Annotated in this window: 23 protein-coding genes; 13 read left to right on the forward strand and 10 right to left on the reverse strand. The window is 65.0% G+C overall.

The genetic code is table 11. The annotated features are described in order from the left end of the window. Position 1: 1 nt before the first annotated feature. Positions 2–1,252 (reverse strand): NAD(P)/FAD-dependent oxidoreductase, encoded by a 1,251-nt coding sequence (locus SIN08_RS19075; protein ID WP_322453307.1) that lies wholly within the window; start codon positions 1,250–1,252, stop codon positions 2–4. Positions 1,253–1,748: 496 nt separating this feature from the next. Between SIN08_RS19075 and SIN08_RS19080 the strand changes: the two genes are divergently transcribed. Then, a complete protein-coding gene (locus SIN08_RS19080) occupies positions 1,749–2,408 on the forward strand; it encodes a GntR family transcriptional regulator (protein WP_322453183.1) in 660 nt (219 codons plus the stop codon). A 6-nt stretch (positions 2,409–2,414) separates the two neighbouring features. Here the strand turns inward: SIN08_RS19080 and SIN08_RS19085 are convergent, their stop codons facing one another. The 6 genes from SIN08_RS19085 to SIN08_RS19110 form a co-directional block, all read right to left on the reverse strand. Further along, positions 2,415–2,732, reverse strand: coding sequence for a hypothetical protein (locus SIN08_RS19085; protein ID WP_322453184.1), 318 nt, complete (start codon positions 2,730–2,732; stop codon positions 2,415–2,417). Positions 2,733–2,968: 236 nt separating this feature from the next. Continuing rightward, positions 2,969–4,792, reverse strand: coding sequence for a translational GTPase TypA (typA, locus tag SIN08_RS19090; RefSeq protein ID WP_322453185.1), 1,824 nt, complete (start codon positions 4,790–4,792; stop codon positions 2,969–2,971). A gap of 478 nt (positions 4,793–5,270) precedes the next feature. Further along, entirely contained in the window at positions 5,271–6,152 is an 882-nt protein-coding gene (locus SIN08_RS19095; protein WP_322453186.1) for an MBL fold metallo-hydrolase, read from the reverse strand. Between the two features lie 217 nt (positions 6,153–6,369). Next, entirely contained in the window at positions 6,370–7,932 is a 1,563-nt protein-coding gene (locus SIN08_RS19100; RefSeq protein ID WP_322453187.1) for an alkaline phosphatase, read from the reverse strand. A gap of 139 nt (positions 7,933–8,071) precedes the next feature. Next, positions 8,072–8,344, reverse strand: coding sequence for a hypothetical protein (locus tag SIN08_RS19105; RefSeq protein ID WP_322453188.1), 273 nt, complete (start codon positions 8,342–8,344; stop codon positions 8,072–8,074). A 244-nt stretch (positions 8,345–8,588) separates the two neighbouring features. Further along, on the reverse strand, positions 8,589–10,646 hold the full coding sequence (locus SIN08_RS19110; RefSeq protein ID WP_322453189.1) for a M3 family metallopeptidase: 2,058 nt from the start codon (positions 10,644–10,646) through the stop codon (positions 8,589–8,591). 141 nt (positions 10,647–10,787) lie between these two features. On the opposite strand from SIN08_RS19110, the gene SIN08_RS19115 reads away from it, so the two are divergent. Both SIN08_RS19115 and SIN08_RS19120 read left to right on the forward strand, forming a co-directional pair. Next, positions 10,788–11,231: a MarR family winged helix-turn-helix transcriptional regulator gene (locus SIN08_RS19115; RefSeq protein ID WP_322453190.1), complete on the forward strand. Its 444-nt coding sequence runs from the start codon at positions 10,788–10,790 to the stop codon at positions 11,229–11,231. Positions 11,232–11,276: 45 nt separating this feature from the next. After that, the gene (locus SIN08_RS19120) at positions 11,277–12,521 is read left to right on the forward strand and encodes a multidrug effflux MFS transporter (protein ID WP_322453191.1); all 1,245 of its coding nucleotides are present in this window, start codon (positions 11,277–11,279) and stop codon (positions 12,519–12,521) included. Positions 12,522–12,526: 5 nt separating this feature from the next. Here the strand turns inward: SIN08_RS19120 and SIN08_RS19125 are convergent, their stop codons facing one another. Beyond that, positions 12,527–13,441 (reverse strand): farnesyl diphosphate synthase, encoded by a 915-nt coding sequence (locus SIN08_RS19125; RefSeq protein ID WP_322453308.1) that lies wholly within the window; start codon positions 13,439–13,441, stop codon positions 12,527–12,529. 131 nt (positions 13,442–13,572) lie between these two features. Between SIN08_RS19125 and mtgA the strand changes: the two genes are divergently transcribed. The 3 genes from mtgA to rpmF all read left to right on the forward strand — a co-directional run bounded on the left by mtgA (position 13,573) and on the right by rpmF (position 15,058). Continuing rightward, positions 13,573–14,316 carry a monofunctional biosynthetic peptidoglycan transglycosylase gene (mtgA, locus tag SIN08_RS19130; protein ID WP_322453192.1) on the forward strand — a complete coding sequence of 248 codons (744 nt, stop codon included), beginning with the start codon at positions 13,573–13,575 and terminating at the stop codon, positions 14,314–14,316. 1 nt (position 14,317) lies between these two features. Continuing rightward, on the forward strand, positions 14,318–14,722 hold the full coding sequence (locus tag SIN08_RS19135) for a hypothetical protein (protein ID WP_322453193.1): 405 nt from the start codon (positions 14,318–14,320) through the stop codon (positions 14,720–14,722). 153 nt (positions 14,723–14,875) lie between these two features. After that, positions 14,876–15,058: a 50S ribosomal protein L32 gene (rpmF, locus tag SIN08_RS19140; protein ID WP_322453194.1), complete on the forward strand. Its 183-nt coding sequence runs from the start codon at positions 14,876–14,878 to the stop codon at positions 15,056–15,058. 116 nt (positions 15,059–15,174) lie between these two features. On the opposite strand, the gene phaR is transcribed toward rpmF, so the two are convergent. Then, positions 15,175–15,780, reverse strand: coding sequence for a polyhydroxyalkanoate synthesis repressor PhaR (gene phaR / locus SIN08_RS19145; RefSeq protein ID WP_322453195.1), 606 nt, complete (start codon positions 15,778–15,780; stop codon positions 15,175–15,177). A 219-nt stretch (positions 15,781–15,999) separates the two neighbouring features. On the opposite strand from phaR, the gene SIN08_RS19150 reads away from it, so the two are divergent. From SIN08_RS19150 to SIN08_RS19180, 7 genes are all read left to right on the forward strand, one after another. Next, positions 16,000–17,181: an acetyl-CoA C-acetyltransferase gene (locus SIN08_RS19150; protein WP_322453196.1), complete on the forward strand. Its 1,182-nt coding sequence runs from the start codon at positions 16,000–16,002 to the stop codon at positions 17,179–17,181. A 66-nt stretch (positions 17,182–17,247) separates the two neighbouring features. Then, the gene (phbB, locus tag SIN08_RS19155; protein ID WP_322453197.1) at positions 17,248–17,970 is read left to right on the forward strand and encodes an acetoacetyl-CoA reductase; all 723 of its coding nucleotides are present in this window, start codon (positions 17,248–17,250) and stop codon (positions 17,968–17,970) included. 570 nt (positions 17,971–18,540) lie between these two features. Then, a complete protein-coding gene (locus tag SIN08_RS19160; protein WP_322453309.1) occupies positions 18,541–21,654 on the forward strand; it encodes a helicase-related protein in 3,114 nt (1,037 codons plus the stop codon). Positions 21,655–21,665: 11 nt separating this feature from the next. Further along, positions 21,666–22,049, forward strand: coding sequence for an RNA-binding S4 domain-containing protein (locus SIN08_RS19165; protein WP_322453198.1), 384 nt, complete (start codon positions 21,666–21,668; stop codon positions 22,047–22,049). A gap of 157 nt (positions 22,050–22,206) precedes the next feature. Then, positions 22,207–22,545 carry a ferredoxin FdxA gene (gene fdxA, locus SIN08_RS19170; RefSeq protein ID WP_322453199.1) on the forward strand — a complete coding sequence of 113 codons (339 nt, stop codon included), beginning with the start codon at positions 22,207–22,209 and terminating at the stop codon, positions 22,543–22,545. A 360-nt stretch (positions 22,546–22,905) separates the two neighbouring features. Next, positions 22,906–23,481, forward strand: a complete 576-nt coding sequence (locus tag SIN08_RS19175; protein WP_322453200.1) for a CarD family transcriptional regulator — start codon at positions 22,906–22,908, stop codon at positions 23,479–23,481. Positions 23,482–23,787: 306 nt separating this feature from the next. Next, the gene (locus tag SIN08_RS19180; protein ID WP_322453201.1) at positions 23,788–24,651 is read left to right on the forward strand and encodes an RNA polymerase factor sigma-32; all 864 of its coding nucleotides are present in this window, start codon (positions 23,788–23,790) and stop codon (positions 24,649–24,651) included. 3 nt (positions 24,652–24,654) lie between these two features. Here SIN08_RS19180 and SIN08_RS19185 read toward each other — a convergent pair whose 3' ends face one another. Then, the gene (locus SIN08_RS19185) at positions 24,655–26,136 is read right to left on the reverse strand and encodes a M48 family metalloprotease (RefSeq protein WP_322453202.1); all 1,482 of its coding nucleotides are present in this window, start codon (positions 26,134–26,136) and stop codon (positions 24,655–24,657) included. Positions 26,137–26,263 lie beyond the last annotated feature (127 nt).

Below are 26,263 nucleotides of genomic sequence, written 5' to 3' on the forward strand. Positions count from 1 at the left end.
TTCAATCACGTTCCCTGAAGCGCCCGGCCCGGAAGGGGCGAAGGTCGATCGGCGGAGATTGCTCCAGCACGAGGTCGCGGATCAAGCGGCCCGTCGCCGCAGCCTGCGTTAATCCCAGATGCCCGTGGCCGAAGGCATAGAAGACCCGCCGCTCCCTCCCGGCCTGTCCAACGATCGGCAGGGAATCGGGCAGGGACGGCCGATAGCCCATCCACGCCCGGCCTCCCTCGGTCTTCAGCCCCGGCAGGAAGCGCGCCGCCTTTTCCAGCATGGCGCGCGAGCGCCTGTAGTCGGGTGCGCGCTTGAGTCCGGCCAGTTCCACCGCGCCGCCGATGCGCAAGCCGGTCTCGAGCGGGGTGACGACGAAGCCGTGCCGCGGAAAGATGAGCTGCCGCTTCACCGCGAACGCGTCGGCCGGCAGGGTCGTATTGTAGCCACGCTCCGTCTCCAGCGGCACCCGATCTCCGAAGCCGGCGGCGAACGGCCGCGACCAGGAGCCGGCGGCGATCACCACGCTTGCGCACTTCAGAACCTCGCCACCGGAAAGCACCACGCGGACCGCGCCCTCCTCCGCCTTTACCGAAGCCACGGTGGCCGGCATGAAGCGGGCCCCGTGGCGCTCGGCATAGGTCCAGACCGCCTGGCCCAGCCGTTGCGGATCCGAAACGGTCTTCCAGCCCGGTACGAAGGTGGCGCGCACGAAGCGTTCCGAAAGCCCCGGCTGCAGTTCGGCGATCTGGTCCTTTTCAAGATGCCGGAACGGGATGTGGTAGCGCCGCCGCAGCTTCCATCCGGGCTCGGTGGCATGGAACTCCGCCTCGCTCTCGTAAAGCTCGAGCGAGCCGTCTTCGCGCAGCATGTGCTTCGTGCCGCTGCGCCCCATCAGGCTGCTCCACTCGCGCTCGGCGAGCGCCATCATCGATGCCTGCGCCGAAACGGCTGCCTCGAACTTCGCCGGATGACCGGCACGCATAAAGCGCCAGAGCCATGGCAGCAGCCGCGGCAGGTAGCTAGGCGGAATGGAAAGCGGCCCCAGCGGGTCCATCAGCCAGCGTGGCACCTGGGACAGCATGTCCTTGTGGGCGAGGGGCAGGATGTCGGAGAAGGCAAGCGCACCGGCATTGCCGGAACTGGTTTCCTCGCAGACGCCGGAGCGGTCGAGCACCAGGACGTCCCGGCCGGCTTCGGCCAGATAGGCGGCCACGGCGATGCCGATAATGCCGCCGCCGACGATCGCCACCTGGGCGTCCATGCCATTGCGCCCCGCCACTGCGGTCACTCCCTAAAACTGCCGGCAGGCTGGCGCCGGCCGTACCTCCACCACCACGCCTGGCGACCTCTCAGCCGTCCTCTGCTGCTGGCGCCACATTCCTGCATTTCGGATTGCGTCCCGTAAATTTAGCCCTTTTTACCCCGCAACGAATCGCCGTCACCGTGGCGGCTCCGCCGGGCAAGGCGCCGCGCGGCGGCCTCGATGACGAGAAAACCTGGACCATCACGCGCTTTCCTCTGGATAACCGGACGCTGACGAGACCAGCTTGTTCCGCTTCGATTCTCCGCCTGATATATCGCTGCATCCCTTCTGGTGGGCCATGCACAGGCCTGCATCCGGCCGCACGGACCCTCCAATAGGCCGTTTTGAACCGAGTTGATTCGCCTTTTAATATATCACTGATATATTATGACACCAGCCAAGCAGCGGATTATCGTTCAGGATTGATATATCTATAATATATCTGAGGCGGTTCATGGTGGTAAATTTCAACGGCCATTCGGGGCAGCAGGCAGCCGAAAAAGCCTATCGCACCCTGGAGCGCATGCTGGTAACACTGGAGCTCGCGCCGGGCAGCGTCACCACCGAAGGGCAGCTCATCGACCGTCTCGGAATGGGGCGCACCCCGGTCCGCGAGGCGATCCAGCGGCTTGCCTGGGAGGGGCTGATGGAAGTGCGGCCCCGTGCCGGCATCGCCGTGAGACCCCTCAACGCCAGTGATTGGCTGAAGGTGATCGAGGCACGTCGCGGCATCGAGGTTGCCATGGCACGCGCCGCCGCGCGCTTCATCACCGGCGATACCGCCGCCCGGTTTCGCGACGCAGCGGTCCAGATCCAGAAGGCCGTCGTCGCCGGCAACATCGTCGCCTTCCTCGAAGCCGACAAGAACGTCGACGAAACGATGGCGGCTGCCGCCGACAATCCCTTTGCTGCCAGCATGGCTGCACCGCTGCAGACCCACTGCCGCCGTTTCTGGTACCGCTACCAGGCAGACTCCGGACTTGCCTACGCCGCCGAGCAGCACGTTCGGGTCATTCGCGCTGTCCTGGATGAGGACGAGAAGGCGGCCATGCGCGAGGCCGAGGCGCTGATGCGCCTTCTGCGCAAGCACGCCGAAGCCGCCTCGCGCCTGTAGGACCCGTCAAACGCCCTGGCCCACATTCTGGGCGAAAACGTCGTCCCAGCCTTCGCCTGCCGCGACGATGCAGCTATTGCCTTCGATGTCGGTGGTCAGAATGGTCCAACTGCCCTGATCGGAGGTAAAGACCTCCATTACGGCCCGATCTCCGAGCAGTCCGATCGCCTTCTGGCTTTCATTGAACTGGTTACCGAGCTGCGACACCAGGTCTTCGCGCGGCGCGCAGATGCTGGATTCACTGGTGGCGCTGTCTGCTCCGGTGAAGAGCACCACGGACGCCAGCGCCGTCAAGCCGAATGCGGCTTTCCTGGCCTTCTTCATGACTTTGCCTCCTGCGTCCCCAAGCGTCATCTGCCGCTTTCGGGGGCGCTCCGGTTTCCCGTTCTGTCACGCATCCTTTTCGATGAAGGTAACGGAAAAGAGGTAAAGCCGTTCCATGGAATCGGCGGCACGACGTATTAATCGCCCGCTCGGTGAAGCCGCAGCCGGCGGTACCCGCAGATGGGGTGCACAAAGCAAAAACCGGTGTTCCGGCCGGTAGACCGCTGATAGCCGCCTCAGGCGACCGCGGCCTTCTGCTTTTCGAAGCGCTTGCGCTCGTGCGGGTCCAGATAGAGCTTGCGCAGGCGGATGGCCTTCGGCGTGACCTCCACCAGTTCATCATCCTGGATCCAGGAGAGCGCGCGCTCCAGCGTCATGCGCACGGGCGGCGTGAGCTTCACTGCATCGTCCTTGCCAGCAGCGCGCACATTGGACAGCTTCTTGCCCTTCAGCACGTTCACTTCCAGATCGTTGTCTCGCGTATGAATGCCAACGATCATGCCCTGGTAGACCTTCACGCCGGGATCGATGACCATCGGCCCGCGATCCTCCAGGTTCCACAAGGCATAGGCAACGGCCTCGCCCGGCTCGTTGGCGATCAGCACGCCGTTGACGCGGCCGCCGATCTCGCCCTTGTAGGGCTGATATGCGTGAAAGAGCCGGTTCATCACCGCCGTGCCGCGCGTATCGGTCAGAAGCTCGGACTGGTACCCGATCAACCCGCGCGTCGGTGCGTGGAAGACGAGGCGCTGGCGGTCGCCGCCGGACGGCTTCAGTTCCACCATCTCCGCCTTTCGCTCCGACATCTTCTGCACGACGATGCCGGCATGCTCCTCGTCCACGTCGACGACGACCTCCTCGACGGGTTCGAGAAGCTGTCCGCCCTCGCCCTTGTTCATGACGACGCGGGGACGGGAGACGGCGAGCTCGAAACCCTCGCGGCGCATGGTCTCGATGAGTACGGAGAGCTGAAGCTCGCCGCGGCCGGAGACGAAAAAGGAATCTTTATCCGCCGATTCCTCGATTTTCAGCGCCACATTGCCCTCCGCTTCCTTCAACAGGCGGTCGCGGATCACGCGGCTCGTCACCTTGTCGCCCTCGGTGCCGGCGAGCGGAGAGTCGTTGACGATGAAGCTCATGGTGACCGTCGGCGGGTCGATCGGCTGGGCCTCCATGGCCTGCGTGACGGACGGATCGCAGAACGTATCGGCCACCGTACCTTTCGAGAGGCCGGCGATGGCGACAATATCCCCGGCCTGCGCCTCCTCCACGGCCGAACGCTCCAGTCCCCGGAAGGCCAGGATCTTGGAGATGCGGCCCTGCTCCAGGAGGGTGCCGTCGCGGGCAAGTACCTTTACCGCCTGATTAGGTTTCACCGCACCGGAAGCGACGCGCCCGGTGACGATCCGGCCGAGGAACGGATTGGCCTCCAGGATCGTGCCGATCATGCGGAAAGGGCCTTCCTCCACCGTCGGCTCGGGCACGTGGTCGAGCACGAGGTCGAACAGCGGCGCAAGCCCTTCCTCCTTGGGGCCGGAGGGGGCATAATTCATCCAGCCGTCGCGGCCGGAGCCGTAGAGGATCGGAAAATCGAGCTGCTCGTCCGTGGCATCGAGCGCGGCGAAAAGGTCGAAGACCTCGTTGATCACCTCGTCGGCACGGGCATCCGGCCTGTCGATCTTGTTGACGGCGACGATGGGCTTCAGCCCAACCTTCAGCGCCTTGCCGACCACGAACTTGGTCTGCGGCATCGGCCCTTCCGCGGCATCGACCAGGAGCACCGCGCCGTCCACCATATTGAGGATGCGCTCCACCTCGCCACCGAAATCGGCGTGGCCGGGCGTGTCGACGATGTTGATGCGCACGTCCTTCCAGACCACCGAGGTGGCCTTGGCCAGGATGGTGATCCCGCGCTCCTTCTCCAGGTCGTTGGAGTCCATGGCACGCTCGTCCACGCGCTGGTTCTCGCGCACGGAGCCCGACTGCTTCAAGAGGGCGTCCACAAGCGTGGTTTTCCCATGATCGACATGGGCGATGATCGCGATATTGCGGAGTTTCATGTTTCTCTTCGAGGGGTCGCCAGACGCGACAATACACGCGCCGGAATCTTCCGTTGGCGCGCTCATACAGGTTTTTTCGCAGTTGCGAAAGGGGCCGTGTGCAGCCGCGTTGGCGCATATAGGGTGGAGCGGCGCCCAACGGTAGGCCGCTCCCATGAGAAAATCGCACTCGTCAGGGGCGGCGCAGGCACCGGTAGAATGGATCGCAATCCCAGTGCTTAAAACGAGGATCGAGGAGTCGCTCCTGCCGCTCCGCAACACTGTCGCGCCCCATCTCGTCCTCATTCACCATGTCAGGCCCGCCAATGGGCGCATCGGGCATGGAAGCCTGCCGGCAATTGTTGTGAAGGCTGGCCGATGTGCCATCGGCATAGCATCCGGTCAGAAGAAGTATCATGAGAAGAACCAAGGAATGCAGGGGGAGAACATGCCATAAAGCGCGCTCCATGCTGTTCCAATGGAGGCGCTGTCCACTGCGTTAAGAGAACCGGTCGAGCGCGTTCAGGGGAAATTTGAGGTAGCGCCTTCCATTCGGCTCAGGTTCGGGAAGCCGGCCGCCATTCATGTTCACCTGCAGCGCGTGGAGGATGAGCCGAGGCATGGGGAGCGTGCGATCGCGCGCCTCACGCACGCGAACGAATTCCTCCGCCGTGCGGCATCTCGAAATATGCGTGTTGTACGCCTTCTGCTCGGCCACCGTGCTTTCCCAGCGTGGCTCGCGTCCGCAGGGCTGGTAGTCGTGGCCGGTGAAGAGACGTGTCTCGGCCGGAAGCGAAAGGATTTCCTGGATCGAACCCCACAGCCGCTCGGCGCTCCCGCCGGGAAAGTCCGCCCGCGCGGTACCGCCGTCCGGCATGAAAAGCGTGTCGTGCACGAAGGCCGCGTCTCCCACCACATAGGTGATGGAGGCCAGCGTGTGGCCGGGCGAGAAAAGCACGCTCGCCGGCAGGCTTCCGATGCTGAACCGCTCTCCGGCCGCGAAGAGCTTGTCCCACTGCGAGCCGTCGGCGGGAAACTCCGGCATGTTGTAGATGTCCTTCCAAAGCAGCTGGACGTCCACGACCCGTTCCCCGATCGCCGTCGGCGCGCCGGTCTTTTCCTTGAGATAGGCGGCGGCCGACAGGTGGTCGGCATGGGGATGGGTGTCGAGGATCCATTCGACCGACAACCCCGCCTCCTCGATATAGGAGAGAATGCGCTCGGCATTGCGCGTGGCCGTTGCCCCGGACTTCTCGTCGAAATCGAGAACCGGATCGATGATGGCGCATTTTCCGCTTGCCGTATCGGCCACCACATATTGCAGCGACGACGTCCGTTCGTCGTAGAATGCCCTCACCTCGGCCCGAATGCGCCCCGTCATCGATGTCTCCGCAATCAGGTTTAGCCCGCGTGCCTTAAAAAGGAACGCGGCAATCAAGTGGAGAAGATGATACAGCGCCTACGTACCGGATGAAAACAAATTTCCCCTCCGGCGGCCAAGGAGGGTAAAATTTGCCCGTGAATTGCAATCAGGAAGAATGTCCGCGTTTCCCCGGGACAGAAAGCCGGGGAGAGCGCCTCCCCGGCTTCCTCACGACTCAGGCCGAACGCACGGGATCAAGCGTGACCTTGTAGAGTTCGCTGTCGTCGCGGTCCATCAGGCGCACGGTCATCTGTTCCGTGGCGCCGTCAATGTCCACCAGCCCGAAGAACTGCAACCCAGCCGAGGGCGGCAGGTTTGCTCCCTGCTCCTCGCTCGGCGCCTTCACGTAGCGCAGCTCGGGGCCGAAGGTCGGGTCGAGGTCGTTGGGCCCGAAGGTCCCGGCATGGAGCGGGCCGGACACGAACTCCCAGAACGGATTGAAATCCTGGAAGACCGCCTTGTCGGGGTTGTAATAATGGGCGGCCGTGTAGTGGACGTCGGCCGTCAGCCACACCGTGTTCTCGATGCCGGCATTGCGGATGAAGCGCAGCAGGTCGGCGATTTCCAGCTCGCGCCCCTTGGCCGCACCGCCGTCGCCATTGGCGATGGCCTCGATCCGGTCGCCGTCGGGAACGACGAGGCCGATCGGCATGTCGGAGGCGATCACCTTCCAGGTGGCGCGCGAAGCGGCCAGTTCCCGCTTCAGCCACTGCACCTGCTCTTCGCCCATGATCCGGGCGGCGTCGGTCAGTTCCTCCTCCATGGAATCGCCGTTCGCCCCGCGATAGCTGCGCAGGTCGAGGAAGAAGACGTCGAGCAGCGGTCCGTAGGCGATCTTGCGGTAGACACGGCCCGGCTCGGCGGGGGTGAAGCGGATCGGCGTCATCTCGTGGAAGGCGCGGGCCGCGCGCGCCTGCAGAAGTCCGATGGATTTGACGGTGTAGCGGTCGTCGCTCTCGAGGTCCTTCGAAGAGGACCAGTTGTTGACGACCTCATGGTCGTCCCACTGGAAGAAGGTGGGGCAGACGGCGTTGAGCGCAAGGCAATGCTCGTCCATCATGTTGTATTTCCACTGGCCACGAAACTCGTCCAGCGTCTCGGCAACCTTGCGCTTCTCGTCGATCAGCACCTTGTTGACCCATTTGGTGCCGTCGGCAAGGTCGACCTCGTCGGCCATCGGGCCGTCGGCATAGATCGTGTCGCCGGAGTGTAGGAAGAAGTTCGGCGTGTGCCTGGCCATCGTCGCATAGGTCAGCATGCCCGTCTCGTCGATGCCCCAGCCTTGGCCGGCCGTGTCGCCCGACCAGGCAAAGCGGATGTCGCGCCGCGAGGCGGGAGCGGTGCGGAAGCGGCCGACGATCGGCTCCGAAACTGCGTTGGTGTCCGAAAGATCGGCAAGCCGCATGCGGTAGAAGATGTCCTGATCCGAGGGGAGGCCGGCAAGAAGCCGCTTCACGGCGAAATCGCTCTCCGGCAGTGCGTCGAGCGGCGGCAGCCTGCGGGCATTTGCGAAGCTCTCGGTCGTCGAGACCTCGAACGTGACTCGCGAGGGCCTGTCGGCCCGCGTCCAGATCATGCCCGACGTGGCGTCCACGTCGCCGGACTGCACGCCATGGGTGAAGGCGGGGCGGGTGTTGGCACGCGAATAGAAGGGAAGAGCAAGGCCGGAGCCGGCGACAAGGCCGACGGCACTGGCTGAAGCGATGAAGCTGCGACGGGTGAGCTTCGTTCTGTTCATGGCTGTCTCCTGGATGGCTGAACGTGACCGATCAGCCATCGCGCGGAAACATTGCAGGACCACTGCGCTTCCGTGACAGTTCGCTGACGCTTCTGCGACTGTGGAAAATATCCGCCAGACGCGGGGCGCCCGGTCGCGTTCAGTCAGCCGGCTCTCCTTGCCCCTGGCACCGGCGCCACCTTTCGATCCCTGCCTCGACCTCCCGCGCGGATTCGTCGCCAAGCCAGCCGATGAAGATCGCCGCCGGGACAAGGATGAAGAGATTCACGGCCCGCGCATAAAGGAGGAGTAAGAGGAGCATATCCAGGAACGCGTCAGATCCGGCGGGCAGGGATGATGATGCCAGGAAGACATCTCGAAAGACGATCACGTTATGAGCCAGGACCGCGGCGGCCCCGAACAGGGTGATCACCGGCTTCGAGAAATGGCCCGCGACAATGCATACAACGTAGGGAAGGCACGACCACAGTAGATACACAGCAAGAAAAACGTTGATATTTCCTATCGGAGAGAAAATGGAAATTTCAAGAAAGATTCCCGAAATCGACACAGTGTATAACAATACATATGATAATTTTCTCATAAAACTCTGAAGTTATAAAAAAAGTTGTAATTATATATCATAGGATTAAATAAAGTATACAAAAGGCCTGCGCCTATGCCAACCTCTTCTTCTTCATCATCGCCTCCGGGTTCGGCAGCTTGCCGCGGAACGCCGTATAGAGTTCTTCCGGATCGGCCGAGCCGCCGGCGGCGTAGATATAGCGGCGAAGCCGTTCCGCCGTCTCCGGATCGAACGGGTCGCCCGCCTCCTCGAAGGCGCGGAAGGCGTCGGCGTCCAGCACCTCCGACCACATGTAGGAGTAGTAACCCGCCGAATAGCCGTCGCCGGAGAAGACATGCAAGAAATGCGGCGAACGGTGGCGCATGGGAATAGCCGCCGGCTTGCCGAGCGTCTCCAGGGTCTCCCGTTCGAATTGCAGCGGGTCTTCCGGTGCTTCCTGCCGCGCATGGAACGCCATGTCGACCAGCGCCGAGGCGGTGAACTCGACCGTAGCGAAGCCGGAATTGAAATTGCGGGCCGCACGCATCCTCTCCACGCGCTCCGGCGGAATGGGCTCGCCCGTCTCCACATGGCGCGCATGGCGGGAGAGCACCTCGGGCACGGTGAACCAGTGCTCGAAGAGCTGCGAGGGAAGCTCGACAAAATCGCGCGCCACTGCGGTTCCGGCAATCGAAGGCCAGGTGACCTCACTCAAAAGCCCGTGCAAAGCGTGGCCGAACTCATGGAAGAGCGTGCGTGCATCCTCCGCCGAAAGCAGCGCCGGCCTGCCTCTCGGCGGCTTGGCGAAGTTCATCACGTTGAAGATAATCGGCTCCTCGCCGCCACCGAGGCGATAGCCGGTGCGCAACGCGCTCATCCACGCGCCGGAGCGCTTGGAGGAGCGGTTGAAATAATCGGCGAGAAAAAGCCCGCGCCGGCTGCCGTCGGAATTTTTCACCAGGAAGACCCGCACGTCCTCGTGCCAGGCGGCGACACCTTTCTGCTCCTCGAAGGTGAGACCGAAGAGGCGATGCGCCACGTCGAAGGCGGCGGCGATCACGTTTTCAAGTGCGAGGTAAGGCCCGACCCCGCCTTCATCGGAGCCGAAGCGCTCGTCCCGCAGCTTCTCGGCATAGTAGCGCCAGTCCCATGGCGCGATCGGATGGTTGTGCCCCTCGCCGGCGGCAATGCGGCTCAGTTCCTTTTCGTCCTCGGCTGCCTTTTCGCGCGCCTTTTCCCAGACGGGCTTCAAGAGGTCCATCACGGCGTCGGCCGTCTTGGCCATGGTGTCGTCCAGCTTGAACGCGGCATAGGTCTCGTAGCCGAGCAGCCGCGCCTTTTCTGCACGAAGCTTCAGAGTCCCCCGGATGATCTCCGTATTGTCGGTCTCGCCCCCGTTCTCGCCGCGGCCGATGAAGGCGCGAAGCACCGTCTCGCGCAGATCCCGTCGCTCGGAGAAGGTGAGAAACGGTTCGGCGACCGAGCGCGACAGGGTGACCGCGTAGCGGCCTGGCCGGCCGCGTGATTGGGCCGCTTCGGCCATTGCGCTCCTGAGCGAGGAAGGCAGGCCGACGAGGTCTTCTTCATCAAGAAGAAGCACCCAGTTGCTCTCGTCGGCCAACACGTTCTGCCCGAAGCGTGCGCCGAGCTCCGCCAGTTTCTCGTTGATCTCGGCCAGCCGCGCCTTGCCCGACGGATCGAGCTTCGCCCCGCCACGCACGAAGCGCTTCCACGTCTTCTCCAGTACCCGCGCCGTCTCGTCGTCGAGGCCGAGCGTTTCGCGCTCCGCGTAAAGCCGGTCGACGCGCGCGAAGAGGTCCTCGTTCATGTAAAGCCGCGAATAGTGGCGCGCCATGCGCGGCGACATGGCCCGCTCTATCTCCTGGATATGCGCATTGGTATGCGCGCCCGCCCTGCACCAGAAGATCGCCGCCACGCGCCCAAGAGCCGTTCCCGAAAGCTCCAGCGCCGCCAGCGTGTTGTCGACGGTCGGTGCCGCCGGGTTCCCGGCGATAGCGGCGATCTCGGTCTCGTGCGCGGCGAAGGCCGCCTCGAAAACCGGCGTGAAATCGGCATCGGTGATGGAGCCGAAACCGGGCAAGCCAAGCGGATCGCCCCAACTCGTGAGCGGGTGTGTCGACAGGTCGATGGCGGACGAATCGCAAGTCATGAAAACCTCGAACAAAACGGGCGGGAGGCCGGAGCCGGTTCGGATGTAGGAGCGCTGCCGCCGGCGCGCAACGCTTGACTTGACCACGCGGCGGTCCCAATTTAATAAGGCTGACTTACTATTTTTCGGAAAAATGGCATCATGACACCCCGGTTGGATCCGGATTCCTTCGGCTTTCTGGTCACCGATCTGGCACGGCTGATCAGGGCGGACCTTGACCGGCGCATCCTGTCCGCCGGGATCGGGGTGACGCCCGGCGAGGCCCGGACCCTGGCCTATGCGGTCCGTTTCGGAACCCTGCGCCAGAACATCCTGGCCGAACGCATGGGGCTCGAGGCGATGACCCTCAGCACCTATCTCGACCGGCTCGAACAGAGAGGGCTCATCGAGCGCAAGGCGGATCCGAACGACCGGCGCGCCAAGCTGGTGCGCGTGACGGCGGAAGGCGACAAGGTCCTGGAATCCGTCTTGCGCGTGGCCGACGAAGTCCGCCGGCGCGCCCGTGGAAAGCTGAGCCAGGAAGACTGGTCGAGACTTCAGAAGCTCCTGAAGGTCGTCCGCGCCAATATTTCCGATCAGCCGTAACACGAGGAGTGCCGGCTGGCCGCCGGCCGCAGCCTGGAAGGCGTCATGCACGATCACGACAAAACCGCGGCAACGGCAAGCCCCGTCATGAGCGAACGCCGGGTAAGCCTTCTGGGCGCGATGCTGATCGCCATCGGCCCCCTGTCCATGGCGCTCTATACCCCGGCCATGCCGCAGATCGTCGAGTTCTTCGGCACGAGCGAAGCCGCCGTGAAGATGACGCTCTCGCTCTATTTCGCCGGCTTCGCCGTGGCTCAGCTCTTTTGCGGCCCGCTCTCCGACGGCCTCGGGCGCAAGCCTGTCACCCTCGCATTCATGGCGGTTTACGCCGCCGCCAGCCTGCTGGCAGTCCTCGCGCCGACGATCGAGGTGCTGATCGTCGCCCGCTTCCTCCAGGGCGTCGGCGCGGCGGTGGGGATCGCCGTCTCGCGGGCACTGGTGCGGGACCTTTTCACGCACGAGCAGTCCGCCCGCATCATGAACCTGATGGGCATTATCCTGGCGATCGGGCCGGCGCTCGCACCGACCATCGGCGGCCTGACCATGGAGTTCGCGGGCTGGCACGCGATTTTCCTGATCATGCTCGCCGGCGGTTTTCTCGTCACGATCGTCGTGCAGTTGGCCATGCGCGAGACCGTTTCCCGTGATCTCGCGCGCATCCGCCCGCGCGGACTAGCCCGTGCCTACGGGACATTGCTCGCCAGTCCGTACTTTATGACCTCCAGCCTGGTGGTGGCCGGCAGCGTGGGCGCCATGTACACGCAGGCAACGGTCCTGCCCTTCATCCTCATGGAGCGGGTCGGGCTCTCCCCGTCGCAGTTCGGTGTCGGCATGCTCATGCAGTCGGGCATGTTCTTTGCCGGGTCGGTCTCGGTGCGCTTTCTCATGCGCCGGACCAGCGCCTATCGCCTGGTTCCTGTGGGGCTCGGCTTCATCGCCCTGGGCAGCACGTTGCTCGCCTACGGGCTCAACACCGCCTCGCCGAGCTTCCTGAGGGTCATGGGGCCCGTCGCCTTCTATGCCTACGGGATCGCCTTCGTCATGCCGGCGATGATGACCGCCTCGCTCGCCCCCTTCCCGCACATGGCGGGTGCGGCCTCCGCGCTCGCCGGCTTCATGCAGATGGGCGGAGGGCTCCTGGGCGGTTCGGTCGCGGCGCTGATCGGCGAGCCGGTGTTCGCCATGAGTGTCGTCATCCCGGCGATGGGCGCAAGCGCCATCCTGTCCTGGATTTTGTGGCGAGGACTGCCGGAGCCGGCGCAGGCGGTCCGCCTGCCCGAAGAGGCCTGAACGGTCTATTTGTCCCTTCGCGCGACAAAACGGGCCGCGTCACGCAGAATGGCCCCATTCTCCCCGAAGGGCTCCAGCAAATCTTCGGCCTGGGCAATCAGGCCTGCAAGCTGGCGTCGGGTCCAGTCCTGTCCGTGAAGCGCGGCGAGCGTCGCCTTGCCTGCGGCGGCGTCCTTGCCCGTCGCCTTGCCCAGGGTCTCTGCATCCGATGTCAGGTCCAGAAGATCGTCGGCGAGTTGGAAGGCCAGCCCGATCGCTGCGCCGAAGGCCGATAGACGCTCCCGGTCGGCCGCCGCGGCGTCGCCGATCACGGCACCCGCCTCGCAGGCAAAGCGTATGAGGGCGCCGGTCTTCATGGCCTGGAGCCTTATGACGCCGTTCTCGCCCGGCCTCTCGCGCTCGGCGGCGAGATCGAGCGCCTGCCCGCCGGCCATGCCGCCGACCCCTGCCGCACGCGCAAGGCGCGCTACGAGCTCAAGGCGAATACCGGCCGGAAGCTCGGTCTCGTCCTCGGCGATGATACCGAAGGCGTAGGTCAAAAGACTGTCACCGGCGAGAATGGCCGTCGCCTCGTCGAAGGCGCGGTGCACCGTCGGCTGCCCGCGGCGCAGATCGTCGTCGTCCATGGCGGGAAGGTCGTCGTGGATCAGCGAATAGCAGTGCACGCATTCGAGGGCCGCGGCGACCCGCAGCACCGCCTCGCCCTCCACCCCGAAGACCCGCGCGCTCTCGATGAGCAGGAAGGGCCTCAGCCTCTTTCCGCCGTTGAGCGCCCCGTGCCTCATGGCCGCGAGCAGCCACTGCGGCCGCGCGATCTCACCCTCGCGCACACGTTCGTCCAGGAGGCGGCGCAGCATGGCCTCTACGGCTTCGCCCGAAACCGCAAGCAGGCCCTCGAATGGGATTGACGGTTCTTCCATGGCGGCAGCGATGCCGGTATTCGCCGCAAGGGTCAAGGCCTCCGTCCCGCATTGAGCGTTGCCAGGCCCGCCCGCTGCCGGTATGCGAGGGCAGGGAAGCCGATCGGGGGCATGCTGTGCCGGCACCTTCAGTGAAAGCGGAGAAACGATCGCACGCTGCGCTAAAGCGCAAGCGGGCGCGCCGGCACACCTGGCGGCGCTGGCTGCGCCGGATCATTGCCGTTATCGTGATCCTCGTTCTTCTGCCGCTGGGCCTGACCGTCCTCTATCGCCTGTCCTTCGTGCATCCGGTCTCGACACTGATGCTCGCCGACCTCGTCAAGCTCGAGGGATACGACCGGCGCTGGATCCCGCTCGACGAGATGGGCAACGTCGTGGTGCACTCGGTGATGATGTCGGAGGACGGCCAGTTCTGCGCCCATTCCGGGGTCGACTGGGGCGCGCTCAACACCGTCGTCAGCGAGGCGCTTTCGGGAGAGCGCACGCGCGGCGCCTCCACCATCCCCATGCAGACGGTGAAGAACCTTTTTCTCTGGCCCGGGCGCTCCTTCGTACGCAAGGCGCTCGAGGCGCCGCTGTCGATCTATTTCGACGCCGTCGTGCCGAAGCGCCGCATCATGGAAATCTACATGAACATCGCCGAATGGGGCCCGAACATCTATGGCGTCGAGGCGGCGGCCCGGCACCATTTCGGCCGCCCCGCCAAGGATCTCACCCGGCGGCAGGCGGCCCTTCTCGCCGTCACGCTGCCCAACCCGAAGGGACGCGACCCCGCAAATCCCTCGAGCGGCTTGAACCGGCTTGCCTCCATCATCCAGGAGCGCGCGCGCATGGCGGGCGCTTATGTTGGCTGCCTCGACCGAGCGGGAGGATAAGATGGTCAAGCGCGGTTCTTCGATCGGCTTCTTCGGCATGTTCGGTCGTTCGCAGGACCTGCGCCGGCTCGATGCCGCCCTTCGGGAAGCGGGATTGCACCCGGTGCAGGTTTCCGAGGGCGCCAAGTTGGCCGCCATCGGGCTCATGGCCAGCGGCCGTGCCGCGGACCCGCCGGCAACCGCCTATCCGCCGGTGGGCGCGCTGATGGCCTATTGCGCGTTGGGGGAAGAAGCGTTCGCGCGCGAAAACGGCGGCGAACGCCTCTCCGAGACGCGCGGGCGCCTGGAGGCGGCGCTGGAGGCGGGCGAGGGGCTCGACGCGGAAATCGTTCTTCTCATGCTGCACGCCAACCTCGTCCACCCGGAGCTTGTGGAGCGCTACGACATCCGCGCGGAAGAGGGATGATCGCGCCGTGGAGCGCGAAAAATCGCCGCGACCCACTGGCCAAAGAGGCAATTGCGGTGTATAGGCGGCGCGAATTTCTCGTTACCCGGCCGGATTGCGGGGTCCCTGTCGATCAGGGCCGCAGGGGCCTTTGACCGAACAGCGGAGAGTACGATGGCTGTACCCAAAAGGAAGACGACGCCGTCCAAGCGCGGCATGCGCCGCTCGGCCGACGCGCTCAAGGCGCCGAAATATGTCGAGGACAAGGATTCCGGCGAGCTGCGCCGCCCGCATCACATCGACCTGAAGACGGGCATGTATCGCGGCCGCCAGGTGCTGGAGCCGAAGGAAGCTTAAGCACTACAGATCTCAGGCAGCACGCGGAAAGGCCGGCCTCGCGCCGGCCTTTCCCTTTTTTGGGAACCGGTTTTTCGCTCGTCTGCACGCTGCGGTGCCGGCACCGGCGCTTCAGGCTAATCCTTCGACATCGAGTCGATCTTGCGCTGCATGGCGGCGATCTGCTCGCGCATCTCGTCGAGATCGTCCTTCCTCTCCGTTCCGCCCTGCGCCTCCTCCCGCGCTCCGTTGCCGCCGGCCGCGGGGACCTGGAACATGCGCATGGCGTTCTGGAACATCTCCATGTTGCGGCGTGTCTGCTCCTCGATCATCTTCATGGGCGCGCCCATTTGCATCATGTCCCCCATCGGCGTGTTGCCGAAGGCATCACGCATCTGTTCGCGCATGCGCTCCTGCTCCTTCGCGAACGCCTGCATCGACTGTTCGAGAAAGGTCGGCACCACCATCTGCATCTGGTCGCCGTAAAATGCGATCAGCTGGCGCAGGAAGGAACTGGGCAGCATGTTCTGCCCGTTCTTGTCGCTCTCCAATTCGAAGATGATCTGCGTGAGGACCGAATGGGTGATGTCCTCGCCCGATTTGGCGTCCTGGACGACAAAATCCTCATCGCGGCGCACCATCTGTGCCAAGTCCTCCAGCGTCACATAGGTGCTGGTGCCGGTGTTGTAGAGGCGCCGGTTGGCATATTTCTTGATAACCACGGGGTCATCCTTTGCCGCCATTTCAGACCTCCCCCTGACGCGACTTCAAGGCGGAGCCCGGCTCCACCAACCCGCAGGATATGCGAAAGTCTGCCGCAAATGAAAGCGCTTTTCGCTGCAACCGCTAACACGCTTCGTTGCGCCGCAATTTCTCGGCGCGAATTCATTCGCCTTGACGCGCCGCCCATTGGACGCAAAAAAAGTGGATCGATTATCCTCGTCCAATCAGGGAGTGAGTTCATGCCGTCCTCCAACGCGATCGTTATCGCCAGCGCGGCACGCACCGCCGTCGGCGCCTTCAACGGCTCCTTCGCCCAGGTGCCGGCGCATGAGCTCGGCGCGGCCGTCATCCAGGCTGTTCTGGAGCGCGCGGGCGTTTCGGCGGAGGAGGTGGACGAGGTCATTCTCGGCCAGGTGCTGACCGCTGGCCAGGGCCAGAACCCCGCCCGCCAGGCGTCCGTCGCCGCCGGCCTGCCCAGGCAGACCACTGCCTGGGGGCTCAACCAGGTGTGCGGCTCGGGGCTGAGGGCGGTCGCCATCGGCATGCAGCAGATCGCCTGCGGGGACGCGAAGATCATCGTCGCCGGGGGCCAGGAATCCATGTCGCTTTCGCCCCATTGCGCGTACCTGCGCGGCGGCGTGAAGATGGGCGACCACGCCATGATCGACACGATGATCCGCGACGGGCTCTGGGATGCCTTCAACGGCTATCACATGGGCGTGACGGCGGAGAACGTCGCCCGCGCCTTCCAGATCACCCGCGAGGAGCAGGATGCCTTCGCCCTCGCCTCGCAGAACAAGGCCGAGGCCGCTCAGAAGGCAGGCCGCTTCAAGGACGAGATCACGCCGGTCACGGTGAAGACGCGGAAGGGCGACGTGGTGGTCGAGGATGACGAGTACATCCGCCACGGCGCCACTTTGGACGCCATGCAGAAGCTGCGTCCCGCCTTCGACAAGGAGGGCACCGTGACGGCCGGCAACGCCTCCGGCATCAACGACGGGGCCGCCGGCGCCGTGCTGATGAGCGAGGAGGAGGCTTCGCGGCGCGGCGTCGAGCCGCTGGCGCGCATCGTCTCCTGGGCAACCGCCGGCGTCGATCCGGCGGTGATGGGCACGGGGCCGATCCCCGCCTCCCGCCGTGCCCTCGAAAAAGCCGGCTGGCGCGCAGAGGAACTCGACCTCGTCGAGGCGAACGAGGCATTCGCGGCGCAGGCCTGTGCCGTCAACAAGGACATGGGCTGGGATCCGGAGATCGTCAACGTTAATGGCGGCGCGATCGCCATCGGCCACCCGATCGGCGCCTCCGGTGCCCGCGTGCTCAACACGCTGCTTTATGAAATGCGCAGGCGCGACGCCAGGAAAGGGCTGGCCACCCTGTGCATCGGCGGCGGCATGGGGGTGGCCTTGTGCGTGGAGCGCTGATCAGGAACCTGCAGGAGCGGTAGGCCGCAGAGATGGCCACCGCCTTTTTCTCGATGGGAGGGAAAAATGGCCAGAACGGCACTCGTGACCGGCGGGACGCGCGGCATCGGCGCGGCGATCTCGGTGGCATTGAAGGATGCGGGATACCGGGTGGCGGCGAATTACGCCGGCAATGAAGAGACGGCCCGCCATTTCACCGAGGAAACCGGCATTCCCGCCTATCGCTGGTCCGTCGCCGACTATGGCGCCTGCGCGGCGGGCATTGCCGAGGTGGAAGCGACGCTGGGCCCGGTCGACGTGCTCGTCAACAATGCCGGCATCGCGCGCGACGCCATGTTCCACAAGCTCTCGCCCGAGCAGTGGCGGGAGGTGATCGATACCAATCTCAACGGCGTCTTCAACATGACCCATCCGCTGTGGCCGGGCATGCGGGAGCGCCGGTTCGGCCGCATCATCACCATCTCCTCCATCAACGGGCAGAAGGGGCAGGTCGGGCAGGTGAACTACTCGGCCGCCAAGGCCGGCGACCTCGGCTTCACCAAGGCGCTTGCCCAGGAGGGCGCGCGCGCCGGAATTACGGTCAACGCCATCTGCCCGGGCTACATCGCCACCGATATGGTGATGGCCGTGGCCGAGCCCGTGCGCGAGAAGATCGTCGGCCAGATTCCCGTCGGGCGCCTGGGGGAGGCCAGGGAAATCGCCCGCTGCGTGGTCTTTCTCGCTTCCGACGAGGCCGGCTTCATCACCGGCTCCACGCTGACGGCGAACGGCGGCCAGTACATCGCCTGAAACCTCCCTGTCCCGCGATGGAACGGATTCGTTAACAGCCCCCTGTCCGGAAGCTGTGTGAATCCTGTGGACGTCGGTGTACAGGTTGTGGAAATCACAATATCTGGTGCGGAACATAAACAGAACGAGAGTTGATCGCTGATTCGTCGCCTGTTCGTTCCGGGTTTGGCCGGAACGTTAACGAATGACAGGCGGACACCGTGATCTGCATTAAGATTTGGTTCATAAAGGTCAATGAAATCTTGGAGTTGTGGCCATAACTGGCAGGGCGCGGCACACGCGCGCACAAAAGGTTAACACGGCAGGCCGGACTCGCCTCCGGCTTCTCCGCCACGATTCATCATCTTCGGCTGCACACCATTCGTCGCGCTAGATGTTGTGGTGCACAAAGCAGGAACACGGACGAGTCAGTGATTCGTCGCCGATTCGTTCCAGACTCGTTCCAATGATTAATTTCGCCCGGTTTTGCCTTTCGCTCCGCCCGACTTTTCCTATATGTCTGCGGTGGTGGCGGTCGACTTGCGCTGCTGCACGGCACGCGACAAGGAACATCCGGGTCCCTTCAAGCACATGAACATTCAGCCAAGAGACAGCGGAACTGCCGTCCTCGACGGACGCGACGTGACGGCGGTTCTGGGGCCGACCAATACGGGCAAGACGCATCTGGCGATCGAGCGGATGATCGCCCATGAGAGCGGCATGATCGGCTTGCCGCTGAGACTGCTTGCCCGCGAGGTCTATGGCCGCGTGGCGGCCCGTGTCGGCGAGGAAAATGTGGCGCTGATCACCGGCGAGGAGAAGATCGTGCCGCCCGGTGCGCGTTATTCCGTGTGCACGGTCGAGGCCATGCCACGCGAGACGGACGTCGCCTTCGTGGCGATCGACGAGGTGCAGCTCGCCGCCGATCTGGAGCGCGGCCACATCTTCACCGACCGCATCCTCAACCTGCGCGGCCGTCAGGAGACCCTGCTCCTGGGCGCGGCGACCATGCGCGGCATCCTGGAAAAGCTGCTCAAGGGCATTTCCGTCGTCACGCGCCCGCGCATGTCGGTGCTCTCCTATGCCGGCTCCAAGAAGATCACGCGCCTGCCGCGGCGCTCGGCCGTGGTGGCCTTTTCGGCCGATGAGGTCTATGCCATCGGCGAGCTGATCCGCCGCCAGCGCGGCGGCGCGGCCATCGTGCTGGGCGCGCTCAGCCCGCGCACGCGCAACGCGCAGGTCGCTCTCTACCAATCCGGCGACGTGGACTATCTGGTGGCCACCGATGCCATCGGCATGGGACTCAACCTCGACGTCGATCACGTGGCCTTCGCCCAGAACCGGAAGTTCGACGGTTTCCAGTTCCGTGATCTGTCGGCCGCCGAACTGGGCCAGATCGCCGGACGCGCCGGACGGCACGTGCGCGACGGCACCTTCGGCGTCACCGGACAGGTCGATCCTCTGCCCGATGCCCTGGTGGAGCGCATCGAGACGCACCAGTTCGAGCCGGTGAAGATGCTGCAGTGGCGTTCCGCCCAGACCGACCTGTCCAGCATCGACGCGCTGAAGGCCTCGCTCGAGGCCCTGCCGCCGGTGGACGGGCTGACGCGGGCGCTGCCGGCGGCGGACCTGCGCGTGCTCGACCATCTCTCGAGAGACGATGACGTGTGTGCGCTCGCTTCCGGGCGGGAGACCGTGGCCCTCTTGTGGGATGCCTGCGCGCTGCCGGACTACCGCAAGATCGCGCCGGCCCAGCATGCCGAACTGGTCGGCTCCATCTTCTCTGATCTTGCGCGCAGCGGCCATGTCGACGAGGATTACATGGCCGAGCAGGTGCGCCGCGCCGATTCCACCGAGGGTGAGATCGACACACTGTCGCACAGGATCGCGCAAATCCGCACCTGGACGTTCGTTTCCCACCGCCCGGGATGGTTGTCCGATCCGACACACTGGCAGGAAAAAACGCGAGAGATCGAAGACAGTCTGTCCGATGCGCTGCACGAGCGATTGACGAAACGCTTCGTGGACCGCAGGACTTCCGTGCTCATGAAGCGCCTGAGAGAGAATGCGATGCCGGAAGCAGAAATCAGTCCCGCGGGAGAGGTCCTGGTCGAGGGCCACCACGTGGGCGAGATGCAGGGATTCCGTTTCACCGCCGACAGGAACGCGGAAGGCGAGGATGCGCGCGCCGTCAAGGCGGCGGCACAGAAGGCGCTGGCCGTCGAGTTCGAAACCCGCGCGGAGCGCTTCGCGGCCGCGCCCAACGGCGACCTGGCGCTCGGCTCCGACGGTGTCCTGCGCTGGCTGGGCGCACCGGTGGCCACGCTGACGGCCGGCGACGACGTCCTGAAGCCGCGGGCGATCCTTTTGGCCGACGAGCAGTTGACCGGTCCCGCGCGCGACAAGGTGGCCGCGCGCGCCGAGCGCTTCGTCAATTATCAGATCGAGAGCCAGTTGAAGCCGCTGGTTGATCTCAAGCAGGCGGAGGCGTTGAACGGCATGGCGCGCGGGCTGGCCTTCCAGCTCGCCGAGAATTTCGGCCTTTTGAACCGGCGCGACGTGGCCGAGGAAGTGCGCGCGCTCGACCAGGAAGCACGCGCGGCGCTGAGGCGCCTCGGCGTGCGTTTCGGCGCCTACCACATCTTCGTGCCAGCACTTGTCAAGCCGGCGCCGGCGAGCCTCTCCACGCTCTTGTGGGCGCTCAAGAACGACGCCAAGGACAAGCCCGGCTACGGCGATGTGGTGGCCGCGCTTGCCGCCGGGCGCACCTCGATCGTCACCGATCCGACCTACGAGCGCGCCTTCTACCGGCTCGCCGGCTTCCGCAATCTCGGCCGGCGGGCGGTGCGCGTGGACATCCTCGAGCGGTTGGCCGACCTCATCCGGCCGGCGCTCGCCTGGAAACCCGGCACGGGCAAGCGGCCCGACGGCGCCTTCGACGGCGGGACCTTCATCGTCACCCCGGCCATGATGTCGATCCTCGGCGCAACGGCCGAGGACATGGAAGCGATCCTCAAGGCACTCGGCTACCGCTGCGAGGCGAAGCCGGCCGCAGAGGTTGCCGCGCGCGTGGAGGCGCTGGACCGCAGCGCCGCACCGGAGCCAGCAACCGCGGGCGAGGCGCCGACAGACACCGCCGCCGCGACGGAGGAAGAGGCCGTCGGCACCGGGCCGGCATCGGATATGTCCGCCCCGACCGGATCACCGGAAACGCAAGTTGAAACTGCGGCACCCGTCCGCGAAGCGGTCGGGGCCGAGCGGGACCAGGCCGCCGCACCGTCCGACAAGGACACGGCGGACGAGGGCCTGGCCGGCGGCACGGGCCCGGCCCAACCTGTCGACGTGGATGAACCGCGGCAGGAGGCCGGAAGCGCCGGGGAAGCTCGGCCGGATGCGGCGGCGCGAGAGGACACTGGGGAGGAAGAAGAGCCGAAACCGGTTCTCGTCTGGCGGCCGGCCCGTTTCGAGCGGCGCCAGGGCCGGCACCCCCGCGACAACAAGCAGGACGGCGGGCGGCAGGCGAAGGGCAAGGGACGGCCGCCGCGCGATGCGGAGAACAGGCCGCCGAGGGACCGGCGCAAGGGGGGCAAGGACGGTTACAAGGGCGGACCGGCAAGGCCGCAGCGCGAGGAACGGCCGCCGAAGGTCGATCCCGACTCGCCCTTCGCGAAGCTGGCCGCACTCCGAGATCAGCTCAGGAAATAGGCGGGCCTCGCGTGGGCGCGGACGGACGGCAGCGTATCGACAAGTGGCTGTTCTTCGCGCGGGTGGTCAAATCCCGCTCGCTCGCCGCCCGGCTGGCCCAGGCGGGCCGGGTGAGGGTCAATCGCAACAAGATCGACCAGGCCGCCCATCAGGTGCGGCCGGGCGATGTGCTCACGATCACGCTCGACCGACGGATTCTGGTCTATCGCATTCTTGCGCCGGGCGAGCGGCGCGGGCCGGCCGACGAGGCCAGGCTGCTCTATGAAGACCTGACGCCGCCCGCACGGCCCGGCAGTGCCGAGCCTCCGGCCCTCCGGCCCCTTCGCGAGCCGGGCGCCGGGCGCCCCACCAAGAAGGACAGGCGGGCGCTGGACAGGTGGCGCGGCGAAGAATAGAGGCCGGCACCGCACCGCCGTTTCCCGGCATTGCACCGGTGAAAAGCTGTTCTCCTGCGACGTTCGGCGGCGGAATGGCGACCCTTGCCACGGCGCTTTAAAGGGTCTACCTCACCCGCCGAAAGTGATTGCGGCCCGAAAGGCCGGGGAGCCCGATATGACCTATGTCGTGACCGACAACTGCATCAAGTGCAAGTATATGGACTGCATCGAGGTGTGCCCCGTCGACTGCTTCTATGAGGGCGAAAACATGCTCGTCATTCATCCCGACGAGTGCATCGACTGCGGTGTGTGCGAGCCGGAATGCCCCGCCGAGGCGATCAAGCCCGACACCGAGCCGGGTCTCGACCAATGGCTGCAGGTTAATACCGAGTATGCCGAGAAGTGGCCGAATATAACAGCCAAGAAAGAACCGCCCGCCGACGCCAAGGAATTCGATGGCGTCGAAAATAAATTCGAGAAGTATTTCTCGTCCGAGCCGGGCGAAGGCGATTGATCTAACGACGCGGCCGTGCAAGGGTCGCGTCACCGTGTCGCATGCTGGGCAGGCGGGCATTTTGCCTTCCGGCCATGAGTGTGCACGTGCAGCAAATTGTTGATTCTTTCAGCCTTTTGTGTTAGATTCCTTTGACATGCCGGTGACAACACGTCTTTTGATGGCGCAGACGCGATAATCACTGAAAGGTGGGGCCTATTTCCGGACCAAGGCGACTTGGGCCAGGCAAGGATGCACGAGCGGCAACCGCTGGCTTCCGGAAGCCTCAAGACCTGCGCACACTTCGACGATAGCCGGCCTGCGGCATGGGCGGGGCGAGGGCACGACTCCGCCCCCAACAAGAACAGGAGTGTTAGGCGTATGGCAACCCAGCAAAAGAAGTCGGCACAGCGCCAGGGTTTCAAGACGGGCGAATACATTGTCTATCCCGCGCACGGGGTTGGACAGATCGTCACCATCGAGGAACAGGAGGTGGCCGGCCACACGCTGGAGCTGTTCGTTATCGATTTCCAGAAGGACAAGATGCGGCTCAAGGTGCCGGTCGCCAAGGCGACTGCCATCGGCATGCGCAAGCTTTCCGAGACGGATTACGTCGATCGGGCGCTGAAGGTGGTTCAGGGGCGCGCACGCGTCAAGCGCACCATGTGGTCGCGCCGCGCGCAGGAATACGACGCCAAGATCAATTCCGGCGATCTCATCTCCATTTCGGAGGTGGTGCGGGACCTTTACCGCGCCGAACACCAGCCGGAGCAGTCCTATTCCGAGCGCCAGCTCTACGAGGCCGCGCTCGATCGGATGGCGCGCGAGATCGCCGCGGTTAACCGCATGTCGGAAACCGAGGCGGTGCGCCTCATCGAGGTGAACCTCAACAAGGGACCGCGCCGCGGCAAGACCGAAGCCGATAACGAGGAAACGGAGAAGGAGGAGGCGGCGTAAGCCACCCTCTTTCACCACCGACAGCTTCGAACCCGGCCGCTTGCGGCCGGGTTTTTTCATTTGTCGGAGTGGTTCATGGCCTGCATGCAGCCATCCACGAAGGGGCTGCAGGCGCAAAAGGGGTCAGGCGAAGGAACGCCGAGGCGATCACAATTGCGCGAGGCATCTCGCGCCATAACCGCTGTGCTCCGTTTCGACCCTCCTACCGGTGGAACTTTTGGCGTTCCACACGGGTTAAGCGATGCGACGTCCGAACGGCCCGGCTCCGGCCGGCCACCGGCCCGCGAGGAGGCTTGGGAGCGCGAGATGCAGCAAGACGCCAGGCGCAAGCTGATCAAGGCGGCGATGAAGGCGCCATATTTGGCCCGGGAGGAGGAGCACGCGCTGGCCATCCGCTGGAAGGAGCGTCAGGACCAGCAGGCGCTGCACCGCATGACCATGGCACACATGCGGCTCGTCATCGCCATGGCGGCCAAGTTCCGCCATTTCGGCCTTTCCATGAGCGATCTCATCCAGGAGGGCCATGTCGGCCTCCTGGAAGCGGCGGCACGCTTCGACCCTTCACGCGAGGTCCGCTTCTCGACCTATGCCACCTGGTGGATACGCGCCTCCATCCAGGATTACATCCTGCGCAACTGGTCCATCGTGCGTGGCGGCACGAGCTCGGCCCAGAAGGCGCTTTTCTTCAATCTGCGGCGCCTGCGCACCAAGCTGCAGAAGGCCGGCGGCGACACGCCCAGCCAGGACGTCTATCGCGAAGTGGCGCAGGCACTCAGGGTTTCGGAAGCCGATGTAGCCCTGATGGACGCGCGCCTTGCCGGCTCCGACACCTCGCTCAACGCGCCCTTGAAAAGCGACGGCGACATGGCCTCCGAGCGCATCGAGTTTCTCGTCTGCGACTCCCCGGCACCGGACGAGGTGGTGGGCGAGGCGATCGACGGCGAGCGCCGCGCGCAGTGGCTGAACCAGGCACTGGGCACGCTCAACGGGCGCGAGCTGACGATCCTGCGCGAAAGGCGCCTGTCGGAGGACGGCGCGACACTGGAATCCCTCGGTGCGACGCTGGGCATTTCCAAGGAACGGGTGCGCCAGATCGAGTCGCGCGCCATGGAGAAGCTGCGCACCGCGCTCGTGAAGCGGCACCCCGAGATCGCCCCGCAGGCCGGCTGAACGCTATTCGTCGGTAACGATCTTGACGCGGTCGCCGGCCGAGATGGTCGACCCGGATCCCAGGCCGTTCAACACGCGGAAGAGCTCGAGCTTGCGGTCCACCCCTTCCATCCGGTTGGCGAAGGTGGCGACGGATTCGCCCGGCCTGACGGTTATCACGCGGATCTTGAGTGGCTTCAGCGCGGCGATCTCGGCCTTGTCGAGGACGCGGAAGCTGCCGGTGATCGCACGGGCCGTGCGTTCGAGCGCATCGCTGTCGCGCGGGGCGCCGGTCAGGAGACGGTAGACCTGCTCGCCGACGCGCACCACCGTCACGTCGAACTGCCATTCCGCCGTATGGGCGCGGGCCGTCGCCGCTTCGCGGCCGTTGATCGTCGTCTCGCGGATAGAGCTTGCATCCAGCCCGCCCAGCCAGTCACCCTGCAGGTAGTCCCTGAGGGAAACGCTGCGCGCAACCGTGGCCCCATCGAAACGGAAGGCCAGGTCGTTCGGCCCGGAGGCAACGACCTCGCCGGCTGAATTGTCGATCACGAACCCTTCCGGCACGGCAAAGGCAACCCCCAGCGTGGGGTGCAGGAACTGGCGCCCGCGCACATAGCCCTGGTCCGCCCGATCGCCGAAGAGCAGTCCGTCGAGCCCGTCGAGGAACGTGTCGCGGTCGCGGGCGCCGGCCCCTGGCGCGCCATGGCCTTGCGCGTGTTCCTGCGCCAGCTCGATACGACGCGGCGCGTTCGGATGGCTTGCCAGGAAATCGAGGCTCTGATCCCGTGCGCCGCTGACGTTGCGATAGCTCTGATAGGCATCCATGGAGCGCAGGAAACGCGCCGCCGCGTAAGGATCGTAGCCGGCGCGCCAAATGGAACGGATACCGATCTCGTCTGCCTCAAGCTCCTGATTGCGCGAGAACTGGGCAAGCCGCAGTTTGCTGCGCACCGCGGCCGCCCGTGCATTGCTGTCGGAGCTTAAAACCCCCTCCACCACGCGCGAGGTCAGGTTCACCTCCGCCTCCCAACGCTGGCGCTCGATCCCGTGATTGGCCGTCACATGCGCCATTTCGTGGGCGAGAACGGCGGCAATCTCCGCCGAATCGTTCGCAAGCGCCAGAAGCCCGCGCGTGACATACAGATAGCCGCCCGGCAGGGCGAAGGCGTTGATGCTGGGCGAATCGAGAATGGTGATGCGGTAGGTCTGGGATGGATTGTCCGGGTCGAGCGTCAATTTGCCGACGATCCGCGCCAGCATGCGCTCCAGCTTCGGATTGGAGTATTCGCCGCCATAGGTCTGCAGGATCTTCGGATGCTGGCGCCGCGCCAGGTCCGCCAGCCGGTCGCCGCGCGTCACCGTGTCCACCGTCACCGGATTGGGGGACGGCACGAAGCCGACCTCCGTCAGTTCCGCCGGCTGGCAGCCGGCCAGACCCGACACCAAGCCGGCGAGCAGCACCTTGCGCAAGGGCTGTATTCCCGCCCCGGAGGTCACGGCCATTCTCGTGGGTAGACGGGGGAACAGGACGATATCCTTTCGACAGCTTTCCGGTTGGCACCTGCGCTCGTTGCCGAGCTAGCCACAGACTTCCCGACAAAACAAGAATCCGCATGCGGAGCCTGCACCC

It is taken from the genome of Chelativorans sp. M5D2P16 (assembly GCF_034427935.1).
Classification (GTDB): Bacteria; Pseudomonadota; Alphaproteobacteria; order Rhizobiales; family Rhizobiaceae; genus Chelativorans.

What these genes read in the sequence shown, in the direction of transcription:
- SIN08_RS19075 (WP_322453307.1), bottom strand. Translation starts at nt 1,252, where the DNA reads ATGGACGCCCAGGTGGCGATCGTCGGCGGCGGCATTATCGGCATCGCC.
- SIN08_RS19080 (WP_322453183.1), top strand. Translation starts at nt 1,749, where the DNA reads ATGGTGGTAAATTTCAACGGCCATTCGGGGCAGCAGGCAGCCGAAAAA.
- SIN08_RS19085 (WP_322453184.1), bottom strand. Translation starts at nt 2,732, where the DNA reads ATGAAGAAGGCCAGGAAAGCCGCATTCGGCTTGACGGCGCTGGCGTCC.
- typA (WP_322453185.1), bottom strand. Translation starts at nt 4,792, where the DNA reads ATGAAACTCCGCAATATCGCGATCATCGCCCATGTCGATCATGGGAAA.
- SIN08_RS19095 (WP_322453186.1), bottom strand. Translation starts at nt 6,152, where the DNA reads ATGACGGGGCGCATTCGGGCCGAGGTGAGGGCATTCTACGACGAACGG.
- SIN08_RS19100 (WP_322453187.1), bottom strand. Translation starts at nt 7,932, where the DNA reads ATGAACAGAACGAAGCTCACCCGTCGCAGCTTCATCGCTTCAGCCAGT.
- SIN08_RS19110 (WP_322453189.1), bottom strand. Translation starts at nt 10,646, where the DNA reads ATGACTTGCGATTCGTCCGCCATCGACCTGTCGACACACCCGCTCACG.
- SIN08_RS19115 (WP_322453190.1), top strand. Translation starts at nt 10,788, where the DNA reads ATGACACCCCGGTTGGATCCGGATTCCTTCGGCTTTCTGGTCACCGAT.
- SIN08_RS19120 (WP_322453191.1), top strand. Translation starts at nt 11,277, where the DNA reads ATGCACGATCACGACAAAACCGCGGCAACGGCAAGCCCCGTCATGAGC.
- SIN08_RS19125 (WP_322453308.1), bottom strand. Translation starts at nt 13,441, where the DNA reads ATGGAAGAACCGTCAATCCCATTCGAGGGCCTGCTTGCGGTTTCGGGC.
- SIN08_RS19135 (WP_322453193.1), top strand. Translation starts at nt 14,318, where the DNA reads ATGGTCAAGCGCGGTTCTTCGATCGGCTTCTTCGGCATGTTCGGTCGT.
- rpmF (WP_322453194.1), top strand. Translation starts at nt 14,876, where the DNA reads ATGGCTGTACCCAAAAGGAAGACGACGCCGTCCAAGCGCGGCATGCGC.
- phaR (WP_322453195.1), bottom strand. Translation starts at nt 15,780, where the DNA reads ATGGCGGCAAAGGATGACCCCGTGGTTATCAAGAAATATGCCAACCGG.
- SIN08_RS19150 (WP_322453196.1), top strand. Translation starts at nt 16,000, where the DNA reads ATGCCGTCCTCCAACGCGATCGTTATCGCCAGCGCGGCACGCACCGCC.
- phbB (WP_322453197.1), top strand. Translation starts at nt 17,248, where the DNA reads ATGGCCAGAACGGCACTCGTGACCGGCGGGACGCGCGGCATCGGCGCG.
- SIN08_RS19160 (WP_322453309.1), top strand. Translation starts at nt 18,541, where the DNA reads ATGAACATTCAGCCAAGAGACAGCGGAACTGCCGTCCTCGACGGACGC.
- fdxA (WP_322453199.1), top strand. Translation starts at nt 22,207, where the DNA reads ATGACCTATGTCGTGACCGACAACTGCATCAAGTGCAAGTATATGGAC.
- SIN08_RS19175 (WP_322453200.1), top strand. Translation starts at nt 22,906, where the DNA reads ATGGCAACCCAGCAAAAGAAGTCGGCACAGCGCCAGGGTTTCAAGACG.
- SIN08_RS19180 (WP_322453201.1), top strand. Translation starts at nt 23,788, where the DNA reads ATGCAGCAAGACGCCAGGCGCAAGCTGATCAAGGCGGCGATGAAGGCG.
- SIN08_RS19185 (WP_322453202.1), bottom strand. Translation starts at nt 26,136, where the DNA reads ATGGCCGTGACCTCCGGGGCGGGAATACAGCCCTTGCGCAAGGTGCTG.